General features: G+C 71.9%; 21 protein-coding genes. 14 read left to right on the plus strand and 7 right to left on the minus strand.

Features of this window, described 5'->3' with window-relative positions:
* Positions 1–60: 60 nt before the first annotated feature.
* Complete coding sequence (gene mutM, locus AB0J06_RS09260; protein WP_357426396.1) at positions 61–924, plus strand: bifunctional DNA-formamidopyrimidine glycosylase/DNA-(apurinic or apyrimidinic site) lyase; 864 nt, start codon at positions 61–63, stop codon at positions 922–924.
* 215 nt (positions 925–1,139) lie between these two features.
* Here mutM and AB0J06_RS09265 read toward each other — a convergent pair whose 3' ends face one another.
* From AB0J06_RS09265 to AB0J06_RS09275, 3 genes are all read right to left on the minus strand, one after another.
* Entirely contained in the window at positions 1,140–1,778 is a 639-nt protein-coding gene (locus AB0J06_RS09265) for a spherulation-specific family 4 protein (protein WP_357426521.1), read from the minus strand.
* A gap of 167 nt (positions 1,779–1,945) precedes the next feature.
* Complete coding sequence (locus AB0J06_RS09270) at positions 1,946–2,638, minus strand: glycosyltransferase (RefSeq protein ID WP_357426398.1); 693 nt, start codon at positions 2,636–2,638, stop codon at positions 1,946–1,948.
* 107 nt (positions 2,639–2,745) lie between these two features.
* Entirely contained in the window at positions 2,746–3,585 is an 840-nt protein-coding gene (locus AB0J06_RS09275; RefSeq protein WP_357426399.1) for a CAP domain-containing protein, read from the minus strand.
* A gap of 387 nt (positions 3,586–3,972) precedes the next feature.
* Here AB0J06_RS09275 and AB0J06_RS09280 point away from each other — a divergent pair, with 387 nt between their 5' ends.
* The 3 genes from AB0J06_RS09280 (at position 3,973) to AB0J06_RS09290 (ending at position 8,766) form a co-directional block, all read left to right on the plus strand.
* Positions 3,973–4,167, plus strand: a complete 195-nt coding sequence (locus AB0J06_RS09280; RefSeq protein WP_357426401.1) for a hypothetical protein — start codon at positions 3,973–3,975, stop codon at positions 4,165–4,167.
* Between the two features lie 397 nt (positions 4,168–4,564).
* Positions 4,565–8,146: a chromosome segregation protein SMC gene (smc, locus tag AB0J06_RS09285; RefSeq protein WP_357426403.1), complete on the plus strand. Its 3,582-nt coding sequence runs from the start codon at positions 4,565–4,567 to the stop codon at positions 8,144–8,146.
* A complete protein-coding gene (locus tag AB0J06_RS09290) occupies positions 8,146–8,766 on the plus strand; it encodes an HAD-IA family hydrolase (RefSeq protein WP_357426405.1) in 621 nt (206 codons plus the stop codon). The genes smc and AB0J06_RS09290 overlap by 1 nt, the downstream gene beginning before the upstream one ends.
* 27 nt (positions 8,767–8,793) lie before the next feature.
* On the opposite strand, the gene AB0J06_RS09295 is transcribed toward AB0J06_RS09290, so the two are convergent.
* Together AB0J06_RS09295 and AB0J06_RS09300 are read right to left on the minus strand one after the other, a co-directional pair.
* The gene (locus AB0J06_RS09295; RefSeq protein ID WP_357426407.1) at positions 8,794–9,318 is read right to left on the minus strand and encodes a DinB family protein; all 525 of its coding nucleotides are present in this window, start codon (positions 9,316–9,318) and stop codon (positions 8,794–8,796) included.
* A gap of 36 nt (positions 9,319–9,354) precedes the next feature.
* On the minus strand, positions 9,355–11,082 hold the full coding sequence (locus AB0J06_RS09300) for an alkaline phosphatase D family protein (protein ID WP_357426409.1): 1,728 nt from the start codon (positions 11,080–11,082) through the stop codon (positions 9,355–9,357).
* A gap of 157 nt (positions 11,083–11,239) precedes the next feature.
* Between AB0J06_RS09300 and ftsY the strand changes: the two genes are divergently transcribed.
* The 8 genes from ftsY to proS all read left to right on the plus strand — a co-directional run bounded on the left by ftsY (position 11,240) and on the right by proS (position 22,002).
* Positions 11,240–12,430, plus strand: coding sequence for a signal recognition particle-docking protein FtsY (gene ftsY / locus AB0J06_RS09305; protein ID WP_357426411.1), 1,191 nt, complete (start codon positions 11,240–11,242; stop codon positions 12,428–12,430).
* A gap of 6 nt (positions 12,431–12,436) precedes the next feature.
* A complete protein-coding gene (locus AB0J06_RS09310) occupies positions 12,437–13,267 on the plus strand; it encodes an aminoglycoside phosphotransferase family protein (protein WP_357426413.1) in 831 nt (276 codons plus the stop codon).
* 170 nt (positions 13,268–13,437) lie between these two features.
* Positions 13,438–14,844, plus strand: a complete 1,407-nt coding sequence (locus AB0J06_RS09315) for an ammonium transporter (RefSeq protein WP_357426415.1) — start codon at positions 13,438–13,440, stop codon at positions 14,842–14,844.
* A 24-nt stretch (positions 14,845–14,868) separates the two neighbouring features.
* A complete protein-coding gene (locus tag AB0J06_RS09320) occupies positions 14,869–15,207 on the plus strand; it encodes a P-II family nitrogen regulator (RefSeq protein ID WP_357426523.1) in 339 nt (112 codons plus the stop codon).
* Positions 15,208–15,215: 8 nt separating this feature from the next.
* Positions 15,216–17,480 (plus strand): [protein-PII] uridylyltransferase, encoded by a 2,265-nt coding sequence (locus tag AB0J06_RS09325; protein ID WP_357426417.1) that lies wholly within the window; start codon positions 15,216–15,218, stop codon positions 17,478–17,480.
* Positions 17,481–17,751: 271 nt separating this feature from the next.
* Positions 17,752–19,290, plus strand: a complete 1,539-nt coding sequence (ffh, locus tag AB0J06_RS09330) for a signal recognition particle protein (protein ID WP_357426419.1) — start codon at positions 17,752–17,754, stop codon at positions 19,288–19,290.
* 145 nt (positions 19,291–19,435) lie between these two features.
* Positions 19,436–20,521, plus strand: coding sequence for an amidohydrolase family protein (locus tag AB0J06_RS09335; protein WP_357426525.1), 1,086 nt, complete (start codon positions 19,436–19,438; stop codon positions 20,519–20,521).
* A gap of 74 nt (positions 20,522–20,595) precedes the next feature.
* A complete protein-coding gene (gene proS / locus AB0J06_RS09340) occupies positions 20,596–22,002 on the plus strand; it encodes a proline--tRNA ligase (protein ID WP_357426421.1) in 1,407 nt (468 codons plus the stop codon).
* 60 nt (positions 22,003–22,062) lie between these two features.
* On the opposite strand, the gene AB0J06_RS09345 is transcribed toward proS, so the two are convergent.
* Complete coding sequence (locus tag AB0J06_RS09345; RefSeq protein ID WP_357426424.1) at positions 22,063–22,236, minus strand: hypothetical protein; 174 nt, start codon at positions 22,234–22,236, stop codon at positions 22,063–22,065.
* Positions 22,237–22,535: 299 nt separating this feature from the next.
* Here AB0J06_RS09345 and AB0J06_RS09350 point away from each other — a divergent pair, with 299 nt between their 5' ends.
* The gene (locus tag AB0J06_RS09350; protein ID WP_357426426.1) at positions 22,536–23,183 is read left to right on the plus strand and encodes a DUF402 domain-containing protein; all 648 of its coding nucleotides are present in this window, start codon (positions 22,536–22,538) and stop codon (positions 23,181–23,183) included.
* Positions 23,184–23,292: 109 nt separating this feature from the next.
* On the opposite strand, the gene AB0J06_RS09355 is transcribed toward AB0J06_RS09350, so the two are convergent.
* Positions 23,293–24,276 (minus strand): helix-turn-helix domain-containing protein, encoded by a 984-nt coding sequence (locus AB0J06_RS09355; RefSeq protein WP_357426428.1) that lies wholly within the window; start codon positions 24,274–24,276, stop codon positions 23,293–23,295.
* An 82-nt stretch (positions 24,277–24,358) separates the two neighbouring features.
* On the opposite strand from AB0J06_RS09355, the gene AB0J06_RS09360 reads away from it, so the two are divergent.
* Positions 24,359–24,919 carry a cysteine hydrolase family protein gene (locus AB0J06_RS09360; RefSeq protein WP_357426430.1) on the plus strand — a complete coding sequence of 187 codons (561 nt, stop codon included), beginning with the start codon at positions 24,359–24,361 and terminating at the stop codon, positions 24,917–24,919.
* Positions 24,920–24,989: the final 70 nt, after the last annotated feature.

Here is a 24,989-nt window from a genome sequence, read left to right on the forward strand (position 1 = left end):
CGGCCCTTGACGCGGGAGAATGTAGGCGACGCGTCTGCCGTTGATCGACAGGAGGAGTCCGTGCCCGAACTGCCCGAGGTCGAAACCGTCCGGCAAGGGCTGGCCAAGTGGGTCAGCGGACGTCGGATCACGACCGTGGAGGTACGCCACCCGCGGGCTGTGCGCCGGCATCTTCCCGGCCCCGAGCACTTCGCGGCCGTGCTGGCCGGGCGGCGTGTGCTCGACGCCTGCCGACGCGGCAAGTACCTGTGGCTGCCGCTGGACAGCGACGACGCGATCATCGGGCATCTCGGCATGTCCGGCCAGCTTCTGCTGCAGCCGGAGGACGCCCCCGACGAGGCGCACCTGCGGCTCCGCTTCGGCTTCGACGACAACGGTCCCGAGCTCCGCTTCGTCGACCAGCGGACGTTCGGTGGTCTCTCGGTCTCCGCGGGCGGCGCGACGCTTCCCGCCGAGATCGCGCACATCGCGCGCGATCCGATGGACCCGGCCTTCTCCGAACGCGAGTTCGCGGCCGCGATCCGGCGCAGGCGCACGGAGGTCAAGCGGGCGCTGCTGGATCAGACGTTGATCTCGGGGGTCGGCAACATCTACGCGGACGAGGCGCTGTGGCGGTCGCGGCTGCACGGCGTGCGGCCGACCGATGCGCTCACCGCGCCGGCCGCGCTGCGCCTGCTGGGGCATGTGCGCGAGGTGCTCGGTGAGGCGCTGGTGGCGGGCGGCACGAGCTTTGATTCCCTCTACGTCAACGTCAACGGCGAGAGTGGCTACTTCGACCGTTCGCTCAACGTCTACGGCCGTGAGGGGCTGCCCTGCCACCGGTGTGGCGCGCCGATCCGTCGGGAGCCGTTCATGAACCGGTCGTCGTACAGCTGCCCGCGGTGCCAGCCGCGGCCCCGCCGGGTGACCAGGGAGAATCCCTGATCCGTGTCGGGGTAGTGAGCGACACGACTCGTCCGTTCGACCGACAGCAAGATCATCACCCGCTCGGGGCGGTTGCGCATCGAGGCGAACCCCAGCCCGAGCGTCGTCGCACAGAAGTCCCGCGTCCGCGCCGCGTACTCCACATGGAGGACCGGTTGCCCGCCGCCACGAACGGCCGTAGCCGTCCACATCGGCCAGGGCCACCTCCCCACATTTCAGGAGGCCGCGGAGAGTTCGCCCAGGCTGCCCGGCAGACCGGCGTACGGGTGGGGCAGGTCGAGGTCGGTGGCGAGTCCGAAACCGGCGTGCCGCATCAGCATCAGCCGTCGCGCCGCGTCCAGTTTCTCGACCGGTACGCCGTAGACCAGGTGCCCGTCGCCCGGCTCGACCCCCTTCGGCGACCACCGCTGGTAATCGCGCCAGCTCCCCTCGAAGGCGCAGATGGCGGCGTCCAGGTCGCGGTAGACGGGGTCCGTCGCCATGCCCGGATTGAGCACCACCTCGGTCAGGCCGAACGCGCGCGCCACCCGGACGGCCATGCCGACCGGGCCGACACTGAACGGGCTGGTCGGCGCCGCGTTGAAGAAGATCCCGCCGACCCGGTACGCGGCCCAGCGTTCGACCTCCTCCAGGATGTCGGCGAGCGGACGCGACACGTAGCCGAGGTCGACGTAGCCGAGCAGCGGCACACCGGCGTCGGCGAGTTGCGCGACCACGACCTCGTACACGGCGCTCGGCTTCGTTCCCGGCCCGTCCTGCACGTTGACCACCACCGTCGCGTCGCGCAGCCGCTCCGGCTGCCACAGCGTCGGTTCGTCGAGCGGGTGCACGTAGAGCGGCAGCAGGGTCTTCATCGCCACCTCACGAGGTCGTAGCGGCTTGGTCCACGCTGACCGGCTCAGCGGGATGCCGCCGGAGCGCGAACGGCGCACAGCGGCAGGTTTCTCCCTCGGAACAACGATCCGACCGCCCCGACCGGCACGGCCGGCGGCTCGGCGGCCCACGCTGCGTCGATGCCCGGCTACCGCACGTGCTGCAGGCCGTGGGCCGCCCGCCGCGGCAGCGGGGCGCCCTGCGCGCCGTGCGCCCGCACGTCGCGGTAGAGCTGCTCGTAGACCGGGAGCATCTTGCCGGTGGTGAAGTGGGCGAGTGCCCGGCGCCGGGCCGCGGCGCCCAGCTCGCGACGACGCTGCGGATCGGTGAGCAGGTCGGTGCAGGCCGCGGCGAACGCCACCGGGTTCCCGGGCGCGACCACGAGGCCGGCCTCCCCGACCGCCTCGGCGACCCCGCCGACGTCGCTGCTCACGGTGGGGCGGCCGCACATCATGGCCTCGATGACGGTGTACGGGATGCGCTCGGCGGTGCCGGGCAGCGCCACCACGTGCCCCGCCGCGTACGCCTTCCGGCTGTTGGCGACCGGGCCGGTGAAGTCGACGCTGTCCCGCAGCCCCAGCCGGTCGACCAGAGCGTGGCAGCTCTGCGCGTACGCCTCGGCGTGTTCCGGCACCGGACCCGCGAGCCGGAGCCGGGCGTCCGGCAGCTCATCCCGGACGAGCTGGAAGGCCCGGATCAGCGTGTGCAGGTCCTTGAGTGGTTCGATCCGCCCGACCCAGACCACGGTCGGCACCACGGGTTCGTTCTGCAGCAGCGGGTAGCGCGGCGGCAGCCGGCGCGGAGCGGGGGAGCGGGGTGGAGGCGCGGGGGGCTTCGTCACGTTGATCACAACGAACGAACCCGCAAAGATCGACACGATCGTGCCTTGGCGACATCAACTAAATACGTTTATCCCATGATGTATAACCAAAAGTCAGATGGTCCGGACTAGATCGCCGATCCGAACATCTGCGTCCAGTAAATCGTGCCGTCGCTCGCGGCCGCGAGTCCGACGCCGATCGCCTTGGCCTGGCAGTTGAGGATGTTCGCGCGGTGACCGTCGCTGTTCATCCAGCCCGTCATGACCGCGTCGGCGGTGCGGTAGCCCGCCGCCACGTTCTCTCCGATCGCCCGCGTGTAGCCGGATCGCTCCGCCCGATCCCACGGAGAGCTGCCGTCACTGCCGGTGTGCGACATGCTGGCGTGGGCCGCCTGGTCCTGGCTGTGCCGGCGGGCCGCATCGGCCAGTTGCGGCTGCGCCGCGACGGCGGCGCAGCCGTTCGAGGCCCGTTCGCGATTGACGAGTGTGATCACCTGCTCCTCCACGGTCGCGGTCGCCGCGGCCGGCGGGGCGGAGCCGACGGTCGCCGTCGGGGCCACCCGGGCCGCGCGCCGGGACGGGGGAACGGCTGTGCGGGCCGGCGTCGCCGTGGGGCGGCGGGTCGGCGTGACTTTCGGGCCGGGGGGTGCGGTCGTCCCGCGTGCACGCAGCGGAGACTCGGGATCGGCGCGGCGGTCGGAGGACTCGCCCGCCGCGTCCGCCGCCCTCCCGGCCGTGGCGCCCGGGCCCGGATCGGCGGCGACGAGACCCGCCGGTCGCAGCAGCGCGCCGGCGCCCAGCGCGAGCAGGGGCAGCGTGACGAGGACCGCCAGCGCGGGTCGTCCGGGTGTGCGTCGCGGACGGCGGTGTCGGCCCCTGCCGCCGGCCGGGTCGACGCGTCGCGTCGTTCGGTCGATCTGCGGCGCCGGTAGTCGGGGCCGGTCGGACCGTTCGGTCCCGCCGTGCACGTTGATGCCTCCGCTCGTCGGGGATCTGAGCGGTTGCGACGCTACGTACGGCGATCGGCGCGGGCAACGCGGCTAAGGAAGATATAAGAGGTTCTTGCACCAGCTAAAGCGATGATCGTCATTTTCATCCCGGAAACATCATCCGCTTAGACTTGTCCCGTCCGAATAGTGATCTTGTTTGCGCCCCGCGGCGGTGCTCCGCGCTCAAATCCGTTGACGGTGAGTGATCTGCGCGTCCTTGAGCTTGACGAAGCGCGGGCAGCGGCGGACTATAGGGAAGTCGCCAGTCGCGCCCAATCCTGCCCTCGCGTGCCCGAGGGTGGATAGTCGCGAATAGTTGGGCGCGCGTTGGCCGGCCTTTCCGGCAGCGCATTACAAGGAGACGATATGGCGAAGGCCCTCTACGGCCACGTTGCTGCAGCGCCGGACCGGCGTCTGCTCGACGAGGTCACCCGACTGCGTGCCAGGGTTCAGGCACTGGAGTTCGAGATCACCCGCCTGCGTGCCGAAAACGATCGGCTCGCGGCAGCGGCCGCCGAGACAGATGACCTGCTGCGGCTGGCCGAGCCGGCACTGACCTGATCTCCGGGCGCCGGGTCACCGGCGCCCACTGCCACACCGCTGAATCGCACCCATCGCGCGCCGACACACACGTGGCGGCGCGCAGTTCTTTGCCCGCAGCGCGGCGCCGTACCGCCCGTAGCGGCGCGGCCGGGTCCACCCCGCACCGGCGAGGCCGACTCCAGCCCCGCGGCGCGGCCGGGTCAAGCCCCGCGCGCCGGCGCTGGCCTGCGGGTAGGACGCCCCCACAGGGCCATCGGATAGGCTCACCGGCGCGCGCCGCGCTGCTCCCGGGGCAGCTCCGCGTTACCCTGCGGGTTGACCAAGGCCCGGAAGAAGGCCCTGACTGTGGCCCGGCGGCCGACATCGGCAAGGTCGCCCCAAGCCCGGCGGTCACGCCGGACGAGGAATCGAAAACGTGTATCTGAAGAGCCTGACGGTGAAGGGCTTCAAATCCTTCGCCTCCGCGACGACGTTGAAGCTGGAGCCGGGCATCACCTGCGTGGTGGGCCCCAACGGCTCCGGCAAGTCCAACGTCGTCGACGCCATCGCGTGGGTCCTCGGGGAGCAGGGCGCCAAGGCGCTGCGGGGCGGCAAGATGGAAGACGTGATCTTCGCCGGCACCGCCGGCCGCGCGCCGCTGGGCCGCGCCGAGGTCACGCTCACCATCGACAACACCGACGGCGCGCTGCCAATCGACTACACCGAGGTTTCGATCACCCGCCGGATGTTCCGCTCCGGTGAGAGCGAATACGAGATCAACGGAAACTCGTGCCGGCTGCTCGACATCCAGGAACTGCTGTCGGATTCCGGCATCGGCCGCGAAATGCACATCATCGTGGGCCAGGGCCGCCTCGACGGCATGCTGCACGCCAAACCGGAGGACCGGCGGGCGTTCATCGAAGAGGCGGCGGGCGTCCTCAAGCACCGCAAGCGCAAGGAAAAGGCGCTGCGCAAGCTCGACGCGATGCAGATCAACCTGAACCGGCTCACCGACCTCACCGCAGAGCTGCGCCGACAGCTCAAGCCGCTGGGCCGACAGGCCGAGGTGGCCCGCCGCGCCCAGGGCATCCAGGCCGACCTGCGCGACGCGCGGCTGCGCCTGCTCGCCGACGACCTGGCCACGCTCCGATCCACGCTGGACAAGGAGATCGCCGACGAGACGGCGGTGCGTGAGCGGCGCGAGCAGGTCGAGGAGGAGTACACCGAGGTACAGGGACGGCTGGCGGAGCTGGAGGCGGCGCTCGCCGAGGACGCGCCGCTGCTCGCCGCCGCCCAGGACACCTGGTACAAGCTCTCCGCCCTCACCGAACGGTTCCGCTCCACCGAGCAACTCGCCAGTGAACGGCTGCGCCACCTCTCCGTCACACCGGACGACGAGCGTCCGGGTCGCGATCCCGAGCAACTCGCCGCCGAGGCGGAGAAGGTGCGCGAGCACGAGGAGGAGCTGCGCGCCGCGCTGACCGATGACCAGATCCGACTCGCCGAGGCGGTGGAGGGCCGGCAGGAGCTCGAACGGCAGCTCGCGCAGGCCGAGCGCGCGCTGGTCGCGGCCGCGAAGGCGATCGCCGATCGCCGGGAGGGGCTGGCCAAGCTGACCGGCCAGGTCAACTCGGCGCGGGCCCGCACGACCAGCGCCGCCGAGGAGATCTCCCGGCTGGCGGCCGCGCACACCGACGCCCAGGCACGCGCCGAGAAGGCGCAGGCCGAGGTCGACGCGGTCGCCGAAGAGTCGACCGAGGCGGACCGGGACAACGCCGACCTCGATGCCCGGCACGCCGAGGCGGTCGCCGTCCACGACGCGGCGGCGGCCATGGTGCGGGAGCTCTCCGACGCGGAGCGCAAGGCGGAAAAGGACGCGGCGACCTGGAAGGCCCGCGAGGAAGCTCTCTCGATGGGACTGCGCCGCAAGGACGGCGCGGGTGCCCTGCTCGCGCGGGCGGACGAGGTGCCGGGGCTGCTGGGCAGCCTCGCCGCGATGCTCACCGTGGAGCCGGGCCACGAGGCGGCGCTCGCCGCCGCCCTCGGTGCGCTGGCCGACGCCGTCGCCGTCGCCGGCATCGACGAGGCCACCGAGGCGATGCGGCTGCTGAAGATCCAGGATGCCGGCCGGGCCAGTCTCATCGTGGGCAGCCCGGACGGACCGGGCATGATCGGCTCGGCCGACGCGCTGCGCCCGGCGCTTCCGGCCGGCGCGAAGTGGGCGCCGGACGTGATCCAGTGCCGCGACGACGTGCGGCCGGCCGTGCACCGGGCGCTGCGCGACGTCGTACTCGTCGACGACCTCGAGGCCGCGGCGCGCGTCGTCGCCGCCAACCCTGAACTGCGCGCGGTCACCCCCGACGGCGACGTCGTCGGCGCCTACACGGCGGCCGGCGGTTCCGCCAAGGCGCCCAGCTTCATCGAGGTCCAGGCCGCCGTGGAGGAGGCGCGGACCAACCGGCTCGCCGCCGAGGGCGCCATCGGCGACCTGCGCGACCAGCTCGCCGAAGCCCGCGCCGAGGTCGCCGAGCACAAGGAGGCCGTCTCCGTCGCCGCCGCCGCCAAGCGGGCGGCCGAGGGGGAGCGCAACGCCGCCGCGCGCCGGCTGGCCGAACTCGGCGCCGCCGCGCGATCCGCGAAGGCCGAGACGGAGCGGCTCGCCGCCTCCCGCGCCAAGGCCGAAGAGGCGCGTGACCGCGACCTCGCCGGCCTCGAGGAGCTGGAAGAACGGCTACTGCTGGCCGAGTCGAGCCCGATCGACGAGGACCCCTCGACCGAGGAACGCGACATGCTCGCCGCGTCCCTGCCGCAGGCGCGGCAGAACGAGATGGAGGTTCGCCTCGCGGTCCGCACCGCCGAGGAGCGCGTCGCCTCGATCGCCGGACGGGCCGACTCCCTCGCCCGACAGGCCGCCGCGGAGCGGGCCGCCCGGGAGCGGGCCGCGGCCCGCCGGGCAGCCCGCGCCCGGGGCGCAGCGATCGCCCGCGCCGTCGAACTCGGCGCCCGCGCCGCGTTGACCCGGCTCGCCGGCTCCCTCACCGCCGCCGAGCAGACCCGCAACGCGATCGCGCAGGCGCGCTCCGCGCGGGAGGCCGAGCTGCAGGAGGTACGCGGGGCGGCGAAGCGGCTCGGCGGCGACCTGGACCGGCTCACCAACGAGGTGCACCGCGACGAGGTGGCCCGCGCCGAGCAGCGCATGCGCATCGAGCAACTGGAGGCCAAGGCCGCGGAGGACTTCGCGCTCGACGTGGAGACGCTGGTCGCCGAGTACGGTCCGCTGCAGCTCGTCCCGCCCACCCAGGCGCAGCTCGCCGCAGCGGCCGCCGACGGGAAGCCGGAGCCGCAGCCGGTCCCGTACGACCGGCCGACGCAGGAGAAGCGGGCCGGCAGGGCCGAACGGGAGCTGGCCCTGCTGGGCAAGGTCAACCCGCTCGCGTTGGAGGAGTTCGCCGCCCTCGAAGAGCGGTTCAAGTTCCTCTCCGACCAGCTCGAAGACCTCAAAGCCACGCGGCGTGACCTGCTCACCGTGGTCAAGGACGTCGATGACCGGATCCTCGACGTCTTCGCCAGCGCGTTCGAGGACACCGCCCGGGAGTTCCAGCAGGTCTTCACCGTGCTCTTCCCCGGAGGCGAGGGGCGGTTGGTGCTCACCGACCCGGAGGACATGCTCACCACGGGCGTGGAGGTCGAGGCGCGGCCGCCGGGCAAGAAGATCAAGCGGCTCTCGCTGCTCTCCGGCGGCGAGCGGTCGCTGACCGCGGTCGCCATGCTCGTCGCGATCTTCCGCGCCCGCCCCAGCCCGTTCTACATCATGGACGAGGTCGAGGCGGCGCTCGACGACGTCAACCTCGGCCGGCTGATCACCCTGATGGCGCAGCTGCGGGACAAGAGCCAGCTCATCATCATCACGCACCAGAAGCGCACCATGGAGATCGCGGACGCGTTGTACGGCGTGACGATGCGCAACGGCGTCACGCAGGTGATCAGTCAGCGGCTCAACCAGGACGGGGACGAGTGATGGCCCGGGAACGCCCCACCGCACTGCTCATCGACTTCGACGGCGTACTCCGGCACTGGGATCCGACCGTGACCGAGGCCGTCGAGCGGAAGTACGGGCTCCCCACCGGTGCGCTGCTCGCCACCGCGATGGAGTGGTCCCGGGCGCAGCCCGCCATCACCGGCCAGATCACCCACGCGGAGTGGATCGCCGACGTCTCCCGAGTGCTCGGCGAGCAGACCGGCAAGCCGGAGGCGGTCCGCGCGGCGGTCGCCGAGTGGGAGACCTACCGGGGCGCGGTCGACCCGGAGGTGCTCGGCTTCATCCGCGAGGTGCGCGGCGCGGGCGTACGGGTCGGGCTGGCCACCAACGCCACCGACCTGCTCGACGCCGATCTCGCCGCGCTCCACCTCGTCGACGAGGTGGACGTGGTGGTCAACTCCTCCGTCGTCGGGGTGCACAAACCGACGAAGGAGTATTTCCACGAGGCGTGCCGGGCGATCCGGGCGCTGCCCAAGCAGGTGCTGTTCGTGGACGACTCCGACCGGTCCGTGCAGGGCGCGCGGGCGGCGGGGCTGGCCGCGCACCGCTGGGGCGGCCCGCGGGACCTCGCCTACCTGCGCGCGGCCTTCTCCGCGTAACCGACAGGCCCCGCGGGCGCGTTGCCGCTAGCCGCCCGTGACGCCGTCGATCCGCTCACGGATCAGGTCGGCGTGGCCGTTGTGCCGGGCATACTCCTCGATCATGTGCACGTAGACCCAGCGGAGGTTGAGCTCCTTCCTCTGCCCGCTGAGGCTGACGAAGGTCTCGTCGAGGGCCCGGGCGGCGGCCGCCGCCCGGGCCAGCTCGACCTCGGCGTGCAGGGTCGCGACGGCCGCCTCGGGATCGGCGTCGGCCAGGTCGTCGAAGTCGCCGTCGGGGCTCGCCTCCGTGTTGTAGAGGTCGTCGAGTCGCTCGCCGGCGAAGTTCATCCGGAACCACCACCGCTCCACCTCGGCCATGTGCCGGAGCAGACCGAGCAGGGTCAGCGACGACGGCTGGACGCTCGCCGTGCGGAGTTGTTCGGCGGTGAGGCCGGCGCATTTGAGCAGCAGCGTCTGGCGGTGGAAGTCGAGCCACCCTTCGAGCATGTCGCGCTCACCGGCCGCGCGTGGTATGTGGACACGGGTGATGTCAGGGGCAGTCCAGGTCATCGGGCCATCATGGCGGCAACTCGCACAAACGCCCGGCTATTTTCCGCTCCCACGTCCGTCGGGCTCATCGGTCAACCGGGTCTGCGCCACCAGTCGCAGTTCACCGCGCTTCGTGGTGCCCTCGATCGCGACCTGGGCCGAGCGGCCCGCGTGGGTCAGCGTGCCGAGGGCGTTGCCGAAGTAGGGTCCGGCCAGCTTGCGCCAGCGCACCACGGGCTTCGGCAGCCCGGCCGCCCGGGACATCGCCCGGGTCGCCGCGGTCGGCCCCCGCCACCACCCGAGCCGCATCAGCGGGCGCATCACGGCCGGCACCTGGTTGTGGATCGGTGAGGCGGTCAGCTGGTGCACCGGGGTGCGCACACCGGGCGGGAAGTCCGCGCGCGCGACGTAGGAGTGGTGCACGTCGCCGGAGAGGACGCTGATCGAGGCCGGCGGCGCGTACGCCGGTCCGGCGCCGACCCGCTCGCCGGATCGACCCGGGTCGCCCGCTCCGATCCGGGCGAAGAGCGTGGCGAGCGCGACGAACGAGCGCTGGAACGCCGCCCAGTGCTCCAGGTCGAGCCCGCGTCGGAGCAGTTCCGAGCCGCGCGCCACCCAGCCGCGCGGAGAATCCGCCAGCCGCTCGTTCCACGCCTCCAGGTAGTGGATGCCGGGCGGCATCAGCCAGGGCAGTGACGCGCCGACCACCAGGTGGTCGTAGCTGCCGTGGGCCTGGTCGATGAACCACGCCCATTCGCCGGCCGGCAGCATCGCCCGCTGCCCCGGCTCCAGCACCCGGCTGCACCGGTTGTCGAGCATGACGAGCCGGGTCCGGCCGATGTCGAGCGAGTAGCTCCACTGGTACTGCGCGGCCTGCCACTTCTCCGGGTCGTGCGACACGTCGGCCTCCTTGTCCACGCGCGCGCCGAACTCGCGCAGGACCGAGGTCGCGTCCTCCGCCGCGACGACCTTGGCGTAGACCGGGTCGGCGGCGATTTCGTCGGGTTCGAGGTTGCCGAGGTGCTGGTAGATCCAGTAGGAGGCGAGGCCGCTGGCGATCCGCTCCGCCCACCACGATTGCCGCCGCGCGTCCGCCCGCCACGACGCCGAGGTGTTCCAGTCGTCGATCACCTCGTGGTCGTCGAAGATCATGACGCTGGGCACCGTCGAGAAGAGCCAGCGGATCTCCGGATCGCGCCACGACTCGTAATAGAGCGCGGTGTATTCGTTGAACGTGACCACCTGGTCGCGCGGGGCCTCGGCGGGGCGCCGGCGCCGCTTGAGGGAGCGGCGCACCTTGGGGGAGGGCGCGTCGGCGTACACCTGGTCGCCGAGGAGCACGAGCAGATCGGGCCAGCCCTCCTCGTCGCCGTCGCCGCGCATCAGCCGCCGCGCGTACGCGTCGAGGGCATCGGGAGGCAGCATTCGGGTGGTCGGGTGCTGCGTCATCTCGCGGCAGGAGCCGAAAACGAGGCGCACCGGCTGCTCGTTGTCCTCGGCGAGGCGGGTGCGGATGACACTCGCCGGGTACGGCGAATCGGGCAACGGCCAGACCGGCCGGTCGTCGAGGAACACCTCGTAGGCCGCCGTCGCCCCCGGCGTGAGTCCGTCGACGACCACCAGGGCGTAGTGGTGATCGAACGCGGTGAAGGTGGGGGCGCTGCCGCGCGCGCCGCCGGCCGCCCGGACCTCGACCACCGCCGGGGCGCTGCTCTCGACCCAGATGGTGGCCCGGGTTCCCACGACCCGGCGGAGCACCGGACCGATGAGCAGTTCAGCGTTCACTGACGCAAACCATGACGCGCATGACGGATCTCCGAGGGGTGAGGTGGGGTGAGCCCATCATTTCTACCCGGAGCGGCGACACGCTACCCGTGACCTTCACCGCCCGATCGGTGCGGTGGGCGGGACGCCCCGACACGCATCTGTCAGGATTTCCCGCATGGATTACCTCGTCCTCGCTCTGATCCTGCTGGGCGTGCTGGTGCTCGGCGCGGTGGGGCTCATGGTGCCCCGGCTGCGCCGCCAACCGCCGCCCCCGGCTCCGGCCCCGCCCGCGGAGGAGCCGACCACGGAGCAACCGGCCGGGGTGATCGTCGAGGAGCGACCGCCGGCGCGCGCCCCCACCGTCGACGTGATCGAGCCGGAGGTGCTGGAGCGGCCCGAGGTCGTACTGCCGCCGGTGATCGAGCGGCCCGAGCCGACCGCCGGGCGGCTGGTGCGGCTGCGGGCCCGTCTGTCCCGATCGCAGAACCTCTTCGGCAAGGGGCTGCTCACCCTGCTCGCCCGCGACCACCTGGACGAGGACGCCTGGGAGGAGATCGAGGACAGCCTGATCACCGCCGATGTCGGTGTGGAGGCGACCCGCGAGATCGTCGACCGGCTGCGGGAGCGCACCCGGGTGCTCGGCACCCGTACGGCGACCGGACTGCGGGCGCTGCTGGCCGAGGAGCTGGTGAGTGCGCTAAGCCCCGAGATGGACCGGTCGCTGCGTACGACGGGGGCCCCGGCGGTGATCCTCGTGGTCGGGGTGAACGGCGCCGGCAAGACCACCACCTGCGGCAAGATCGCCCGGGTGCTGGTCGCGGACGGGCACACGGTCGTGCTGGGGGCCGCGGACACGTTCCGGGCCGCCGCGGCGGACCAGCTCGCCACCTGGGCGGGGCGGGTCGGTGCGGAGGTCGTGCGCGGACCGGAGGGGGCGGACCCGGCGAGCGTGGCCTTCGACGCCGTCCGTCGCGGCATCGACGCGGGCGTCGACACCGTGCTGATCGACACCGCCGGCCGGCTGCAGAACAAGATCGGACTCATGGACGAGCTCGGCAAGGTCAAGCGGGTGGTGGAGAAGCACGGCCCGGTCGACGAGACGCTGCTGGTGCTGGACGCCACCACCGGGCAGAACGGACTGGAGCAGGCGCGGGTCTTCACCGAGGTGGTGGACGTGACGGGCGTCGTGCTCACCAAGCTGGACGGCACGGCCAAGGGCGGCATCGTGATCGCGGTGCAGCGCAAGCTCGGCATCCCGGTCAAGCTGGTCGGACTGGGTGAGGGGCCGGACGATCTGGCACCCTTCGATCCCGCCCAGTTCGTCGACGCCCTGCTCGGGGTCGAACCGCTCGGCACGGATGCGTAGCCTCGGGTGACATACCGCGATCAGGCGCCACGCCTCGGGAGACCGTACGTGACCCAGCAGGAGATTCCGCTGCGCGGCGGCAACGTGAGCACGGTGGTGCGGGTCGGGGACACGGTCCGACGCAACGCCGGGCCGTGGACGCCGTCCGTGCACGCGTTGCTGCGTCACCTCGAATACGTCGGGTTCACCGGCTCGCCGCGGGCGTTCGGCATGGACGAGCGCAACCGCGAGGTGCTCTCGTACCTGGAGGGCGAGTGCGGCGAATACCCGCTCGCGCCGCACTGGGTCACCGACGAGGCGCTGGTCACCGTCGCGACCATGCTGCGGATGTTCCACGACGCGCAGTACGGCTTCCAGCCCCCGCCGAGCGCGGTGTGGCGTTCCTTCGGGCCCCCGCCGCCGGACACCGAGGTGATCTGCCATCACGACGCCGCCCCGCACAACGTGATCTGGCGGCCGGACGGCACCCTCGCGCTGATCGACTTCGACCTCTGCTCGCCGGGGGCGCGCATCTACGACGTCGCGTACGCGGCGTGGACCTGGGTTCCGCTCTTCTCCGACCGCGACTCCTACACGCTGGGCTGGAAGCGCCCGGACCGGGCGCGCCGGCTGCGTCTCTTCGCCGACGCGTACGGACTGATCCCGCGCGACCGGCACCGGCTGGTGCGCACGATCCGCAAGCGGGTCGTCGACCACGTGGAGGGGATCCGCCGGATGGCGGCCGCCGGTGACCCGGCGTTCGTCCGGATCGTGCACAAGGGGCATCTGCGGCGGCCGATGCGCGACCTGCGGCTGCTGGACCACGAGCGGCACACGCTGGAGTACGCGCTGCGCTGACCCCCGGTCCACACGGTCCCACATGTCCGTTTTTACGGGCGGTGAGGGTTTCTTCACACGTACGAAACAACCCGTGACGCGGCGGAAACCGCGCCGGGAGGCTGCGCGAAACAGGCCACAGGAAGGCTTCCTGCATCGGGTGTCGAAGAGACTCACCTAAGGAGGCCAGCGTGCCTGATGCACCGACGATCGACTCCGGCAACACCGTGTGGTTGCTGGTCTCGACCGCGCTCGTGCTGCTCATGACGCCGGGTCTGGCACTGTTCTACGGTGGCCTGAACCGGTCCAAGGGCGTGCTCAATATGATGATGATGAGCTTCTCGGCGATCGGGCTCATCTCGATCCTGTGGCTGTTCTACGGCTTCACCGTGGCGTTCGGCTCGGACGTCAACGGTTTCTGGGGCGACCCGGGGCAGTACCTCGGGCACCGCACGTACCTCGCCGACACCGACCTGTGGGGGGCCACGGCCCAGAACCCCAGCGGCACCGGCATTCCCCTCTACGTCTTCATGGCGTTCCAGATGATGTTCGCGGTGATCACCGTCGCGCTGATCAGCGGGGCGATCTCCGACCGGGCGAAGTTCGCCGGCTGGCTCCTCTTCGCCGGCGGCTGGGCGACGCTGGTCTACTTCCCGGTGGCGCACATGGTCTGGGGCGGTGGCTTCATCGGCGCCGATCTCCACGCGCTGGACTTCGCCGGCGGCACCGCGGTGCACATCAACGCCGGCGCCGCGGCCCTCGGTCTCGTCCTCGTGCTCGGCAAGCGGGTCGGCTGGCCGAGAGAGACCATGAAGCCGCACAACGTGCCGATGGTGGCGCTCGGCGCGGGGCTGCTCTGGTTCGGCTGGTTCGGGTTCAACGCCGGCTCCGAGTTGACCGTCGACGGGGTGGCCGGGCTCGCGTTCATCAACACCCAGGTGGCGACCGCCGCCGCGGTGCTCGGCTGGATCATCGTCGAGTGGATCAGGAGCGGTAAGCCGACGATGGTCGGCGCGTCATCGGGCGCCGTCGCCGGACTGGTGGCGATCACCCCGGCGTGCGGCTTCATCGAGCCGTGGTCCGCGGTGCTGCTCGGCCTGGTCGCGGGCGCCGTCTGCGCGCTGGCCGTCAGCCTGAAGTACAAGCTCGGCTACGACGACTCGCTCGACGTGGTCGGCGTGCACTTCGTCGGCGGGTGGATCGGCTCGCTCTGGCTCGGCCTCTTCGCCACCACCTCGGTCAACGGCGCGATCGGCGAGGTGATCGGGGCGTCGAACGGGCTCTTCTACGGCGGCGGGCTCACCCAGCTCGGTCGCCAGGCGCTCGCCGGTCTCATCGTCACCGTCTGGTCCTTCGGCGTGGCATGGGTCCTCGGCTTCGTCATCCAGAAGACGATCGGCTTCCGGGCCAGCGCCGAGCAGGAGGTCGACGGCATCGACGTCGCGGAGCACGCGGAGAGCGCGTACGACCTGTCGCCGACGACGGGTGGGGGTGGCGCGTTCGCCCTGGCGGGCATCGGCTCGCCGGGCCGAACGACGTCGGCCACCGACGCGCCCGCCACACCCGCCGCCCCGGTCAACGAGAAGGTCGCCGGTTAACGTTCCCTGATGGAGGGGTTGAAGATGAAGCTGGTGACCGCGGTCATCAAGCCGTACCAGCTCGACACGGTGAAGGAAGCGCTGCACGCCCTCGGCGTGGCGGGCCTGACCGTGAGCGAGGTCCAGGGGTACGGGCGACAGAAGGGGCACACCGAGGTGTACCGGGGCGCCGAGTACACGGTGGAGTTCCTGCCCAAGATCCGGATTGAGGTGCTGACCGATGAGATCGACGTCGACAAGGTGGTGGACGCGGTCGTGACGGCGGCGCGTACGGGCAAGATCGGTGACGGAAAGGTGTGGGTCACGGCCGTCGAGGACGTGGTCCGGGTCCGCACCGGCGAACGCGGCCTCGACGCGCTCTAGAGGCAGCGATGATCAAGGGATCGGCGGCGCGCGAGACCGGTAGCGCGACCGCCGGTCCCTCGCTCAACGGACCGACGGAGAGCAGCGCGGCGATCGGCGCGGCGGCGCGGGTGGAGCGCGCGGCCCAGCTCGACCGCTGGCTGACCTCGCTCATGCCCACCGGGCTCACCGGGGTCGCCCTGGTCGCGGTCGGCGGCCTCGGCCGCCTGCAGTGCGCCCCCTACAGCGACCTCGACCTGGTTCTGCTCCACACCGGCGTGCCCGGTATGGACGAACTCGCCGCGACGCTCTGGTATCCGATCTGGGACGCCCGGCTCGGACTCGATCACTCCGTGCGCACCCTTCCCGAAGCCCTCTCGGTCGCCCATGACGACGTGAAGGTCGCCCTCGGCCTCCTCGACGCCCGGCACGTCGCCGGCGACCGGGACCTCACGGCCCAACTCCTCGAGGCGGCCACCGACCAGTGGCGGCGCACCGCCCTGCGGCAACTGCCGCGGCTGCGCGAGGTGACCGCCGCCCGCTGGCAGGCCCACGGCGAGTTGGCCTTCCTGCTCGAAGGGGACCTCAAGGAGGCGGCCGGCGGCCTGCGCGACGTCGGCATCCTGCGGTGCATCGCGCTCGCCGGCATCGCCGACTCGATGCGCCCGACCGCGCACGCGGCGCACCTGCGGCTCCTCGACACCCGCGACGCCCTGCACGTCGCGGTCGGGCGACGGGTGGACCGGCTCGTCGCCCAGGAGCGGGCGACGGTCGCCACCCTGCTGGGGCTCGACGACGGCGACACGCTGCTGCGCCGTGTCGCCGGCGACGCCCGTACCGTGACGCACGCGCTCGACGACGCTTGGCGGGCGGCCGAACGGCTGCGGGCGGGGCGGGGCCGCACCCGCCCGCCGATCCGCCGCCCGGTGGCCCGGGATGTGGTCGAACACGACGGTGAGCTGGTCCTCGCCCGCACCGCCATCGGCGCGCGCCCCGATCCGAGCCTGTCGCTACGGGTCGCCGCAGCGGCGGCCACCACCCGGCTGCCCATCGCCCGGGCCACCTGCGAATGGCTCGCCGCCTACTGCCCACCGCTGCCCGCGCCCTGGCCGGAACCGGCCCGAGCCGCGCTGATCACCCTCCTCGGCGCCGGTCCCGGCCTGGTGCCGACCTGGGAGACGTGCGACCGGTACGGCCTCGTCGACGGTTGGCTGCCGGAGTGGCCGCGGCTGCGCAGCCTGCCCCAGCACAATCCCGTGCACCGCTTCACGCTCGACCGTCACCTGGTGCAGGCGGCCTTCGAGGCGACCGCCCACGCCCGCGACGTCGACCGCCCGGACCTGCTGCTGCTCGGCGCGTTCCTGCACGACATCGGCAAGGGGTTGGGTGGCGACCACAGCAGCGTCGGCGCGCCGATCGCGGCCGGGGTCGCCCGGCGGATCGGGCTCTCCTGCGCCGACGTGGCGCTGGTGGAGAAGCTGGTGCGGCTGCACCTGCTCCTGCCCGAGGTCGCCACCCGGCGCGATCTGAGCGACCCGGTGACCATCTCCACCGTCGCCGCCGCGGTCGGCGACACGACCACGCTGAGCCTGCTGCACGGCCTGGCTCGGGCCGACGCGCGGGCGACCGGTCCGGCCGCCTGGTCGACGTGGAAGGGACGGCTCATCGCGCAACTGGTCCAGCGGGTGCACACCGCCCTCGACACCGGCGTGCTCCCCGCCCCGCCGTCGCCCGACCCCGCGCTCGTGGCAGGGGAACTTCCCGCCGTGCATCTGAACGGGGAGCGGGTGGCGGTCGCCGCGGCCGACCGGCGCGGCCTGCTCGCCGCGGTGGCCGGTTGCCTGGCCCTGCACCGCCTCGACGTGCTCACCGCCGACGCCTCGACGGTGGATGGGCGGGCGTTGGTGGAGTTCCGGGTGCAGCCCCGCCATGGCACACCGGCCGACACCGTGGCGCTCGCCGGGGACCTGCGCCGCACGGTCTCCGGCGACGTGTCGGTCATCCAGCGGCTGCGTGGACGGGCCCTCGCCGACCGGCGGGGCGGCGCGGCGCCCCGGGTGGTGTGGCATCGCGAGGCGGCCACCGACGCCGTGGTGCTCGAACTGCGCGCCGCCGACTCCGCCGGGCTGCTCTACCGGGTCGCCGCCGCCCTTGACGCGGTGGGCGCCCAGGTCCGGGCGGCCCGGATCTCCACGCTCGGCGGCGATGTGGTCGACGCGTTCTACCTGGTCGGCGCCGGTCCCGACGACGCCGAGCGGGAGCGCGTCGAGGCGGCTGTCCTCGCCGCGGTCTGACCGCAGGCCCGGGCGTACGGCCCGGAGCGTAGGCCGGAAGCCGCCCGCCGACGGACGCCGGGCGGCCCGGGACCGGCGGGGCCGTCGGGTGGTCGTGTTCGCGTACCAGTCGGGGTTGGTCGATCTCTGATCCGCCGGAATCCGCCTAGATCGGGAAGGGAGCGGCGGGATCGCGCGTTGCGGTGAACGGCCGGATACCCTAGCCAGGGCCGCGCGCGCGAGCGTGGCCACGTTCTGCCCGCCGATAATCTGACAAACGGGATGTTGCGTCGTGTTTGACACCTTGAGTGACCGCCTATCCGGGATCTTCACCAAGCTCCGCGGCAAGGGCCGGCTCACCGATGCCGACATCGACGCCACCGCGCGGGAGATCCGGCTCGCCCTGCTCGAGGCCGATGTCGCGCTGCCGGTGGTGAAGAGCTTCATCGCCAACCTCAAGGAGCGGGCGCGCGGCGCGGAGGTGTCGCAGGCGCTGAACCCGGCCCAGCAGATCATCAAGATCGTCCACGAGGAGCTCGTCGACATCCTCGGCGGGGAGGGGCGCCGGCTGCAGTTCGCCAAGCAGTCGCCCACCGTGATCATGCTCGCCGGTCTGCAGGGCTCCGGTAAGACGACGCTCGCCGGCAAGCTCGCCCGCTGGCTCAAGGCGCAGGGCCACCAGCCGCTCCTCGTCGCCGCCGACCTGCAGCGCCCCAATGCCGTCAACCAGCTCCAGGTCCTCGGCGGCCGGGCCGGGGTCGAGGTCTACGCGCCCGAGCCGGGCAACGGTGTCGGCGACCCGGTGCGGGTGGCCGAGGCGTCGATCGAGCACGCCAAGCGGGCCGCCCGGGACATCGTCATCGTCGACACCGCCGGCCGGCTCGGCATCGACACCGAGATGATGGCGCAGGCCGCCGACATCCGCGACGTCGTCAACCCCGACGAGGTCATCTTCGTCATCGACGCGATGGTCGGTCAGGACGCCGTGACCACGGCCGAGGCGTTCCGCGACGGCGTCGGCATCACCGGTGTGGTTCTCTCCAAGCTCGACGGCGACGCCCGCGGTGGCGCCGCGCTCTCCGTCCGGCACGTCACCGGCCAGCCGATCCTGTTCGCCTCGACCGGCGAGAAGCTGGAGGACTTCGACGTCTTCCACCCCGACCGGATGGCGAGCCGGATCCTCGGCATGGGCGACGTCCTCACTCTGATCGAGCAGGCCGAACAGGCCTTCGACTCCGATCAGAAGGAGAAGATGACCGCCAAGCTCATGGGCGGTGAGCAGTTCACCCTGGAGGACTTCCTCGACCAGCTCCTCGCGGTGCGGAAGATGGGTCCGATCGCCAACGTCCTGGCCATGATGCCGGGCATGGGGCAGATGAAGGACCAGCTCGCCGAGGTCGACGACAAGCACCTCGACAAGGTCGCCGCGATCATCCGGTCCATGACGCCGGGCGAGCGGACCAACCCGAAGATCCTCAACGGCTCCCGCCGGGCGCGCATCGCCACCGGCTCCGGGGTGACCGTCATGGACGTCAACCAGCTGCTCAACCGCTTCACCGAGGCGCAGAAGATGATGAAGCAGATGGGTGGCATGATGGGGCTCCCGGGGAGCCGGCGCAAGGCGACCAAGTCGCCGAAGAACAAGCGCAAGGGCACCAAGGGCGGCGGGCGCCAGCGGGTGGGCGGTCCCGCCGGTGGCTTCCCGGGCGGAATGCCGCAGCTGCCGCCGGGGCTGGACCCGAGCGCGCTGCAGGGTGGCGACGGCCTGCCTCCGGGCTTCAAGCTGCCGAAGATCGACTTCACCAAGCTGACCAAGCGCGAAAAGGACTGACGGCCCGTCCCCCTCTCTCCGCGTCGATCAAGGACTTCTGCGTCGATCAAGGACTTCTTCACATGGTTTGATCTCTGAACGTGTGAACACGTCCTTGATCGACGACTAAGTCCTTGATCGACGTATGACCAGAGAGGGGCGCGAGATGCCCGGAGCGCTGCATGTACGCGGGGTGGTCCTCCCCGACGACGAGGTGCGCGACCTCTGGCTCGACGGCGACCGGATCACGACGACGCCGGTGGCCGACGCGACCACCGTCGCCGACCGCGGCTTCATCCTGCCCGGCCTGGTCGACGCGCACTGCCACATCGGCATCGCGCGCGGCGGGGCGCCGATCGGCTCCCTGGCGCAGGCGAGACAACTCGCGACCGTCGACCGCGACGCCGGGGTGCTGGCCATCCGAGACGCCGGCTCGCCGTACCCGTACCCAGAGCTCGACGACGACCCCGACGTGCCGCGACTGGCGCGGGCGGGCCGTCACGTCGCACCCCCGCGGCGCTACCTGCGCGACATCGGCGTGGAGGTCGCCGCCCCCGACGTCGCGGCCACCGTCGCCGAGCAGGCGCGGGCCGGCAACGGCTGGGTGAAGCTGGTCGGCGACTGGATCGAGCGCGACGCGGGTGACCTGGCACCGGCGTGGGACGCGGCGACGATGGCCGCGGCGGTCGATGCCGCACACGCCGCGGACGCCAGGATCGCCGTGCACACCTTCTCCGAGTCCGCCGTCGAGATCATGGTGCGGGCCGGGGTGGACTCGGTGGAGCACGGCACGGGCCTGAGCGTCGACCTGGTCGACGAGATGGCCCGCCGGGGGACCGCGTTGGTGCCCACGATGATCAATATCGCCACCTTCGGCGACATCGCAGCCCGGGCCCGGGAGAAATTCCCCGGGTACGCGAAACACATGCTCGCCCTGCGCGACGGCTTCCCGACGGTCGTCCGGGCCGCCTACGAGGCGGGAGTCCCGATCTACGTCGGCACCGACGCGGGCGGCGGCATCGACCACGGCCTCGCGGCGCGGGAGATGCTGCTGCTCCACGAGAAGGCCGGCATGTCCACGGTGGACGTGCTGCGCGCCGCGTCCTGGGGCGCCCGCGACTGGCTCGGCTTCCCCGGCCTCGTCGAGGGCGGCCTCGCCGACCTCGTCGTCTACGACACCGACCCCCGCGCCGACCTGCGGGTCGTCCAGGCCCCGAAGCGGATCATCCTGCGCGGCCGCGTCGTCGCCTGACCCGTCACCGCGAGGACCCACACCCTCGCCCCACCCGGCGAACGTTGGTGGACGCGGCACTAGGATGACCGGTCATGGCCCGCGTCCTCACTCCCCGCTCCGAAGACTTCCCCCGCTGGTACCAGGACCTCATCGCGAAGGCGCAGCTCGCCGACAACGGTCCGGTGCGCGGCACGATGGTCATCCGACCGACCGGATACGCCATCTGGGAGCGGATGCAGTCGGAGATGGACAACCGCATCAAGGCATGCGGGGCGGAGAACGCGTACTTCCCGCTCTTCATCCCGGAGAGCTACCTCAAGCGGGAGGCCGAGCACGTCGAGGGCTTCTCCCCCGAACTGGCGGTGGTCACCCACGGGGGCGGCAAGCAGTTGGCCGAGCCGATCGTGGTCCGTCCGACCAGCGAGACGGTGATCGGCGAGTTCATGGCCAAGTGGGTCGACTCCTACCGCGATCTGCCGCTGCTGCTCAACCAGTGGGCCAACGTGGTGCGCTGGGAGCTTCGCCCCCGGATCTTCCTGCGCACCAGCGAGTTCCTCTGGCAGGAGGGGCACACCGCGCACGCCGACGAGGCGGACGCGCGCGCCTACGCCCGCAAGATCCTGCACGAGGTCTACGAGGACTTCATGGTCAACGTCCTCGGCATCCCGGTGGTCGTGGGCCGCAAGACCGTCCGGGAGCGGTTCGCCGGGGCGACCAGCACCTACACGCTCGAAGGCATGATGGGCGACGGCAAGGCCCTGCAGCTCGGCACCTCGCACGAGCTCGGGCAGAACTTCGCCAAGGCCTTCGACATCACCTACTCCGGCAAGTCCGGCGGTGTGCAGCACGCCTGGACCACGTCGTGGGGCACCTCCACCCGCATGCTCGGCGGCCTGATCATGTGCCACGGCGACGACAACGGGCTCCGGGTGCCGCCGCGGCTGGCGCCGGTGCAGGCGTACATCATGATCGTCAAGACCGGCGAGGGCGTCGGCGAGGCGGCGGCCAAGCTGCGCGACGCCCTGCGCGACGCCGGCGTCCGGGTCGGCTTCGACGACCGGATCGACACCCCGTTCGGCCGCCGGGCCGTGGACGCCGAGCTCAAGGGCTACCCGGTACGCGTCGAGGTCGGCCCCCGCGACCTCGCGGCCGGCAACGCCGTCGTGGTGCGCCGCACCGACGGCTCCAAGACCCCGGTCCCGGTGAGCGACGTCGTGGCGACGGTGCTCGCCGCGCTCGACGCCGATCAGAAGGCGCTGCACGACGAGGCGCTCGCGCACCGCGAGTCGCGCACGGTGTCGGTGAACTCGCTGGACGAGGCGGTCGAGGCGGCGGCCACGGGCTGGGCCCGGGTGCCGTGGTCCGAGGTCGGCGCCAAGGGCGAGGCCGAGGCCAACGGCCAGGGCGTCACGGTGCGCTGCCTGGTCCGCCCGGACGGCTCGGTGCCCGGCTCGGAGGACGAGCCGGACCTCATCGCCATCATGGCCCGCTCGTACTGATCCTGGCGCGGCGACGCCGGCGGCCCCTGCGCGGGGCGGCCGGCGCCGCTGGTCCTGCGCTCAGCCGGCCGCGGCGGTCGCCTCGGACTGCGGCGTCTCCGTCTCGGTCGGCTTGCGTCGCGCCTTCCTGACGATGGCCACCGTGCCACCGACGATCAGCAGGCCGCCCGCCGCCATCAGGCCCTTCTGGTAGAGCCCTTCCCTGTCCCGCTGCTCCTCGTACGAACGAACCACGGTGTCGCCCTTGCGGGTGGTGCCGCACTGGTCGGCGGGCGCATCTCCCTCTCGCCGCAGCTCACCGTCGAGCTGTCGAACGCCAGGACGGAGATCGCCACCATCACCAGGCCGATGACGACGGCGCCGAAGCGGTTCCCGATGACCTTCCACAGCAGATTGCCGAGCACACGGCCTCCCGTGATATCCGTGGCGGCGCCGTCCGATGTGAGCGCCGCGGAACTGAAGCGGCGCGTAAGGTAACCGCACTGATCGATCGATCAACCCCGTTGGTGGCTCAGCCGCTAGGGTTTTGTTCCATGCGTTTCGAACCAGGCCGGATGATCCTGCACCGCAACATGCGGCACGGGCGGATCGGCTGGGTCCGCCCCGCCCGCGTGGTCAGCGACGATGAGCGGGGACTGTTGCTCTGGATCGACCGCGGGACGCCGATCGTCAACGAGGTGGCCGATGACGGGCGCGGGATGCGGGCGATGCCGTTCGGCGAGTGGATCGGCCGGTCGTACCGGCTCTCGCACGGTAGCTGGCAGGGGCCGCCGGTCCTGAAGTTCCTGCCGACCGGGACGGCGCACTCGGTGTGGTGGTTCCGCGACGACAGCGGGCGGTTCAGCAACTGGTACGTCAACCTCGAAGAACCCGCCGTGCGGTGGGACGACGGTGAGGTCGCCGGCGTCGACATGGTCGACCAGGACCTCGACGTGGTCGTCCGGCCCGATCTGAGCTGGGAGTGGAAGGACGAGGAGGAGTTCGTCGAGCGGCTCGGCTACCCGGAGCACTACTGGGTGCTCGACGAGGCCGCGGTGCGGGCCGAAGGGGAGCGCGTGATCAAGGTGGCCGAGGCGGGGGAGTTTCCGTTCGACGGCACCTGGTGCGATTTCGTACCCGATCCGTCCTGGTCCGCGCCGGTGACGCTGCCGGAGGGCTGGGACCGGCTCCAGGCGCGGTAGCTCACGACGGACGCGCTCGACCCGGTCGATCAAGGAGCTGTTCGTTGATCAAGGGCATATTCACACGTTTAGAGATCGAACTATGTGAACCTGCCCTTGATCGACGGGGTTAGCGCGCGCGGCGGGGCGGCGGGGCGGCGGGGGTTTCGGGGGTGGCGAAGCGGCGGCGGTATGCCGTCGGGGTGGTGCCGAGGTCGCGGCCGAAGTGACGGCGCAGTACGGCGGTGGTCCCGAACCCGGCCCGCCGGGCGACCTCCTCGACCGGCAGGTCGGTGCGCTCCATCAGCTCCTGCGCGAGCTGCACCCGCTGGTGGTGCAGCCAGCGCAGCGGCGTGGTCCCGGTCGTCTCGGTGAACCGCCGCGCGAAGGTACGCGGCGCCTGGTGTGCCCGTCGGGCCAGCGCGGCGACGGTGACCGTCTCGTGCAGGTGGTCACGGGCCCAGGCGAGCACATCGGTGAGGGCGTCGGGCAGCGGATCCACGGTGGTGGCCGGGACGTACTGGGACTGTCCGCCGTCGCGGTGCGGCGGGGTGACCATCCGGCGGGCGATCGTGGCGGCCGTCGCCGCGCCGTGGGCCCGCCGGACCAGGTGCAGGCAGAGGTCGATTCCGGCCGCGGTGCCCGCGCCGGTCCAGACCGGGCCGTCCTCGACCCACAGCGGCCCGGACTCGACCCGGGCGTGGGGTGCGCGCCGGGCCAACGCGTCGACGAGCCGCCAGTGGGTGGTGGCGCGCCGCCCGTCGAGCAGGCCGGCGTCGGCGAGCAGGAAGGCGCCGCTGCACAGGGCGGCGATGGGCACGCCGGCGTCGGCGGCGGCGCGTAGGGCGTTCGCCTGCTCCGGCTCGGCGTGCGGGGGAGCGGGCGCGGCGCCCGGGATCAGCACCAGGTCGGCGCGGGCGAGGTCGGCCAGGTGGTGCGTGGCGGTGAGGGTGGCGCCGCCCACGAGGGTGATCGGCGCACCCCGGGGCGCGCAGCGCCACAACCGGATCGGCAGCACCCCGTCGTTGCTGCGGTCCACGCCGAAGACCTCGTGGATCACGCCGTAGTCGAAGATCCGTACGGCGGGGTGGAGCAGGACGGCGACCGTGCGCATGGACGCAGTGTGGCAGAAATCAGCGCATGGATGTCAATCGTGCCACTGGTGTCGCTGTCCGGCGGTCGACACGATCAACACCATGGCAAACCTTCTCGAACCCGACGCCGTGCTGCTGGTCATCGACGTGCAGCAGGGCTTCGACGACGCCTACTGGGGCGAGCGGAACAACCCGGACGCCGAGGCCAACATCGCGCGGCTGATCGAGGCGTGGAACACGGCGGGCCGCCCGGCGGTCCGGGTCCGGCACGCGTCGACCAATCCGGGCTCACCGCTGCGTCCGGACCACTCCGGCCACGCGTACAAGCCGGAGGTCGCCGCACTCACGCCCGCGCTGGAGATCACGAAGAGCGTTCACTCCGCCTTCCTCGGCACGCCCGACCTGGGAGAATGGCTCAAGGCCCGCGACGCCCGCCAAGTGGTGATCACGGGCATTCAGACCAACCGCTGCTGCGAGACCACCGCGCGCATGGCGGGCGATCTCGGATACGACGTGCTTTTCGTGATCGATGCCACGCACACGTTCGGCGAGATGGGGCCGGACGGGGTGATGGTGACCGCCGACGAGTTCGCGCGTGCCACCGCCGCCAACATCCACCGTCACTTCGGCACCGTGGTGCACACCCGAGACCTCCTGGGGTGACGTCGCCGGTCCGGTGTGAACATATCCGCTTCCATCTGGCAGAATGGTTGGCTGGTATCCGGCGCGCGTC

The organism is Micromonospora sp. NPDC049679, from assembly GCF_040659735.1.
In the GTDB taxonomy this organism is placed as follows: domain Bacteria; phylum Actinomycetota; class Actinomycetes; order Mycobacteriales; family Micromonosporaceae; genus Micromonospora_I.

Bases quoted from the DNA above. Each gene is read 5' to 3' on its own strand.
- AB0J06_RS09325 (WP_357426417.1), top strand. From the start codon at position 15,216: ATGATCAAGGGATCGGCGGCGCGCGAGACCGGTAGCGCGACCGCCGGT.
- AB0J06_RS09335 (WP_357426525.1), top strand. From the start codon at position 19,436: ATGCCCGGAGCGCTGCATGTACGCGGGGTGGTCCTCCCCGACGACGAG.
- proS (WP_357426421.1), top strand. From the start codon at position 20,596: ATGGCCCGCGTCCTCACTCCCCGCTCCGAAGACTTCCCCCGCTGGTAC.
- ftsY (WP_357426411.1), top strand. From the start codon at position 11,240: ATGGATTACCTCGTCCTCGCTCTGATCCTGCTGGGCGTGCTGGTGCTC.
- AB0J06_RS09320 (WP_357426523.1), top strand. From the start codon at position 14,869: ATGAAGCTGGTGACCGCGGTCATCAAGCCGTACCAGCTCGACACGGTG.
- AB0J06_RS09360 (WP_357426430.1), top strand. From the start codon at position 24,359: ATGGCAAACCTTCTCGAACCCGACGCCGTGCTGCTGGTCATCGACGTG.
- AB0J06_RS09290 (WP_357426405.1), top strand. From the start codon at position 8,146: ATGGCCCGGGAACGCCCCACCGCACTGCTCATCGACTTCGACGGCGTA.
- AB0J06_RS09280 (WP_357426401.1), top strand. From the start codon at position 3,973: ATGGCGAAGGCCCTCTACGGCCACGTTGCTGCAGCGCCGGACCGGCGT.
- AB0J06_RS09265 (WP_357426521.1), bottom strand. From the start codon at position 1,778: ATGAAGACCCTGCTGCCGCTCTACGTGCACCCGCTCGACGAACCGACG.
- AB0J06_RS09350 (WP_357426426.1), top strand. From the start codon at position 22,536: ATGCGTTTCGAACCAGGCCGGATGATCCTGCACCGCAACATGCGGCAC.
- AB0J06_RS09295 (WP_357426407.1), bottom strand. From the start codon at position 9,318: ATGACCTGGACTGCCCCTGACATCACCCGTGTCCACATACCACGCGCG.
- AB0J06_RS09355 (WP_357426428.1), bottom strand. From the start codon at position 24,276: ATGCGCACGGTCGCCGTCCTGCTCCACCCCGCCGTACGGATCTTCGAC.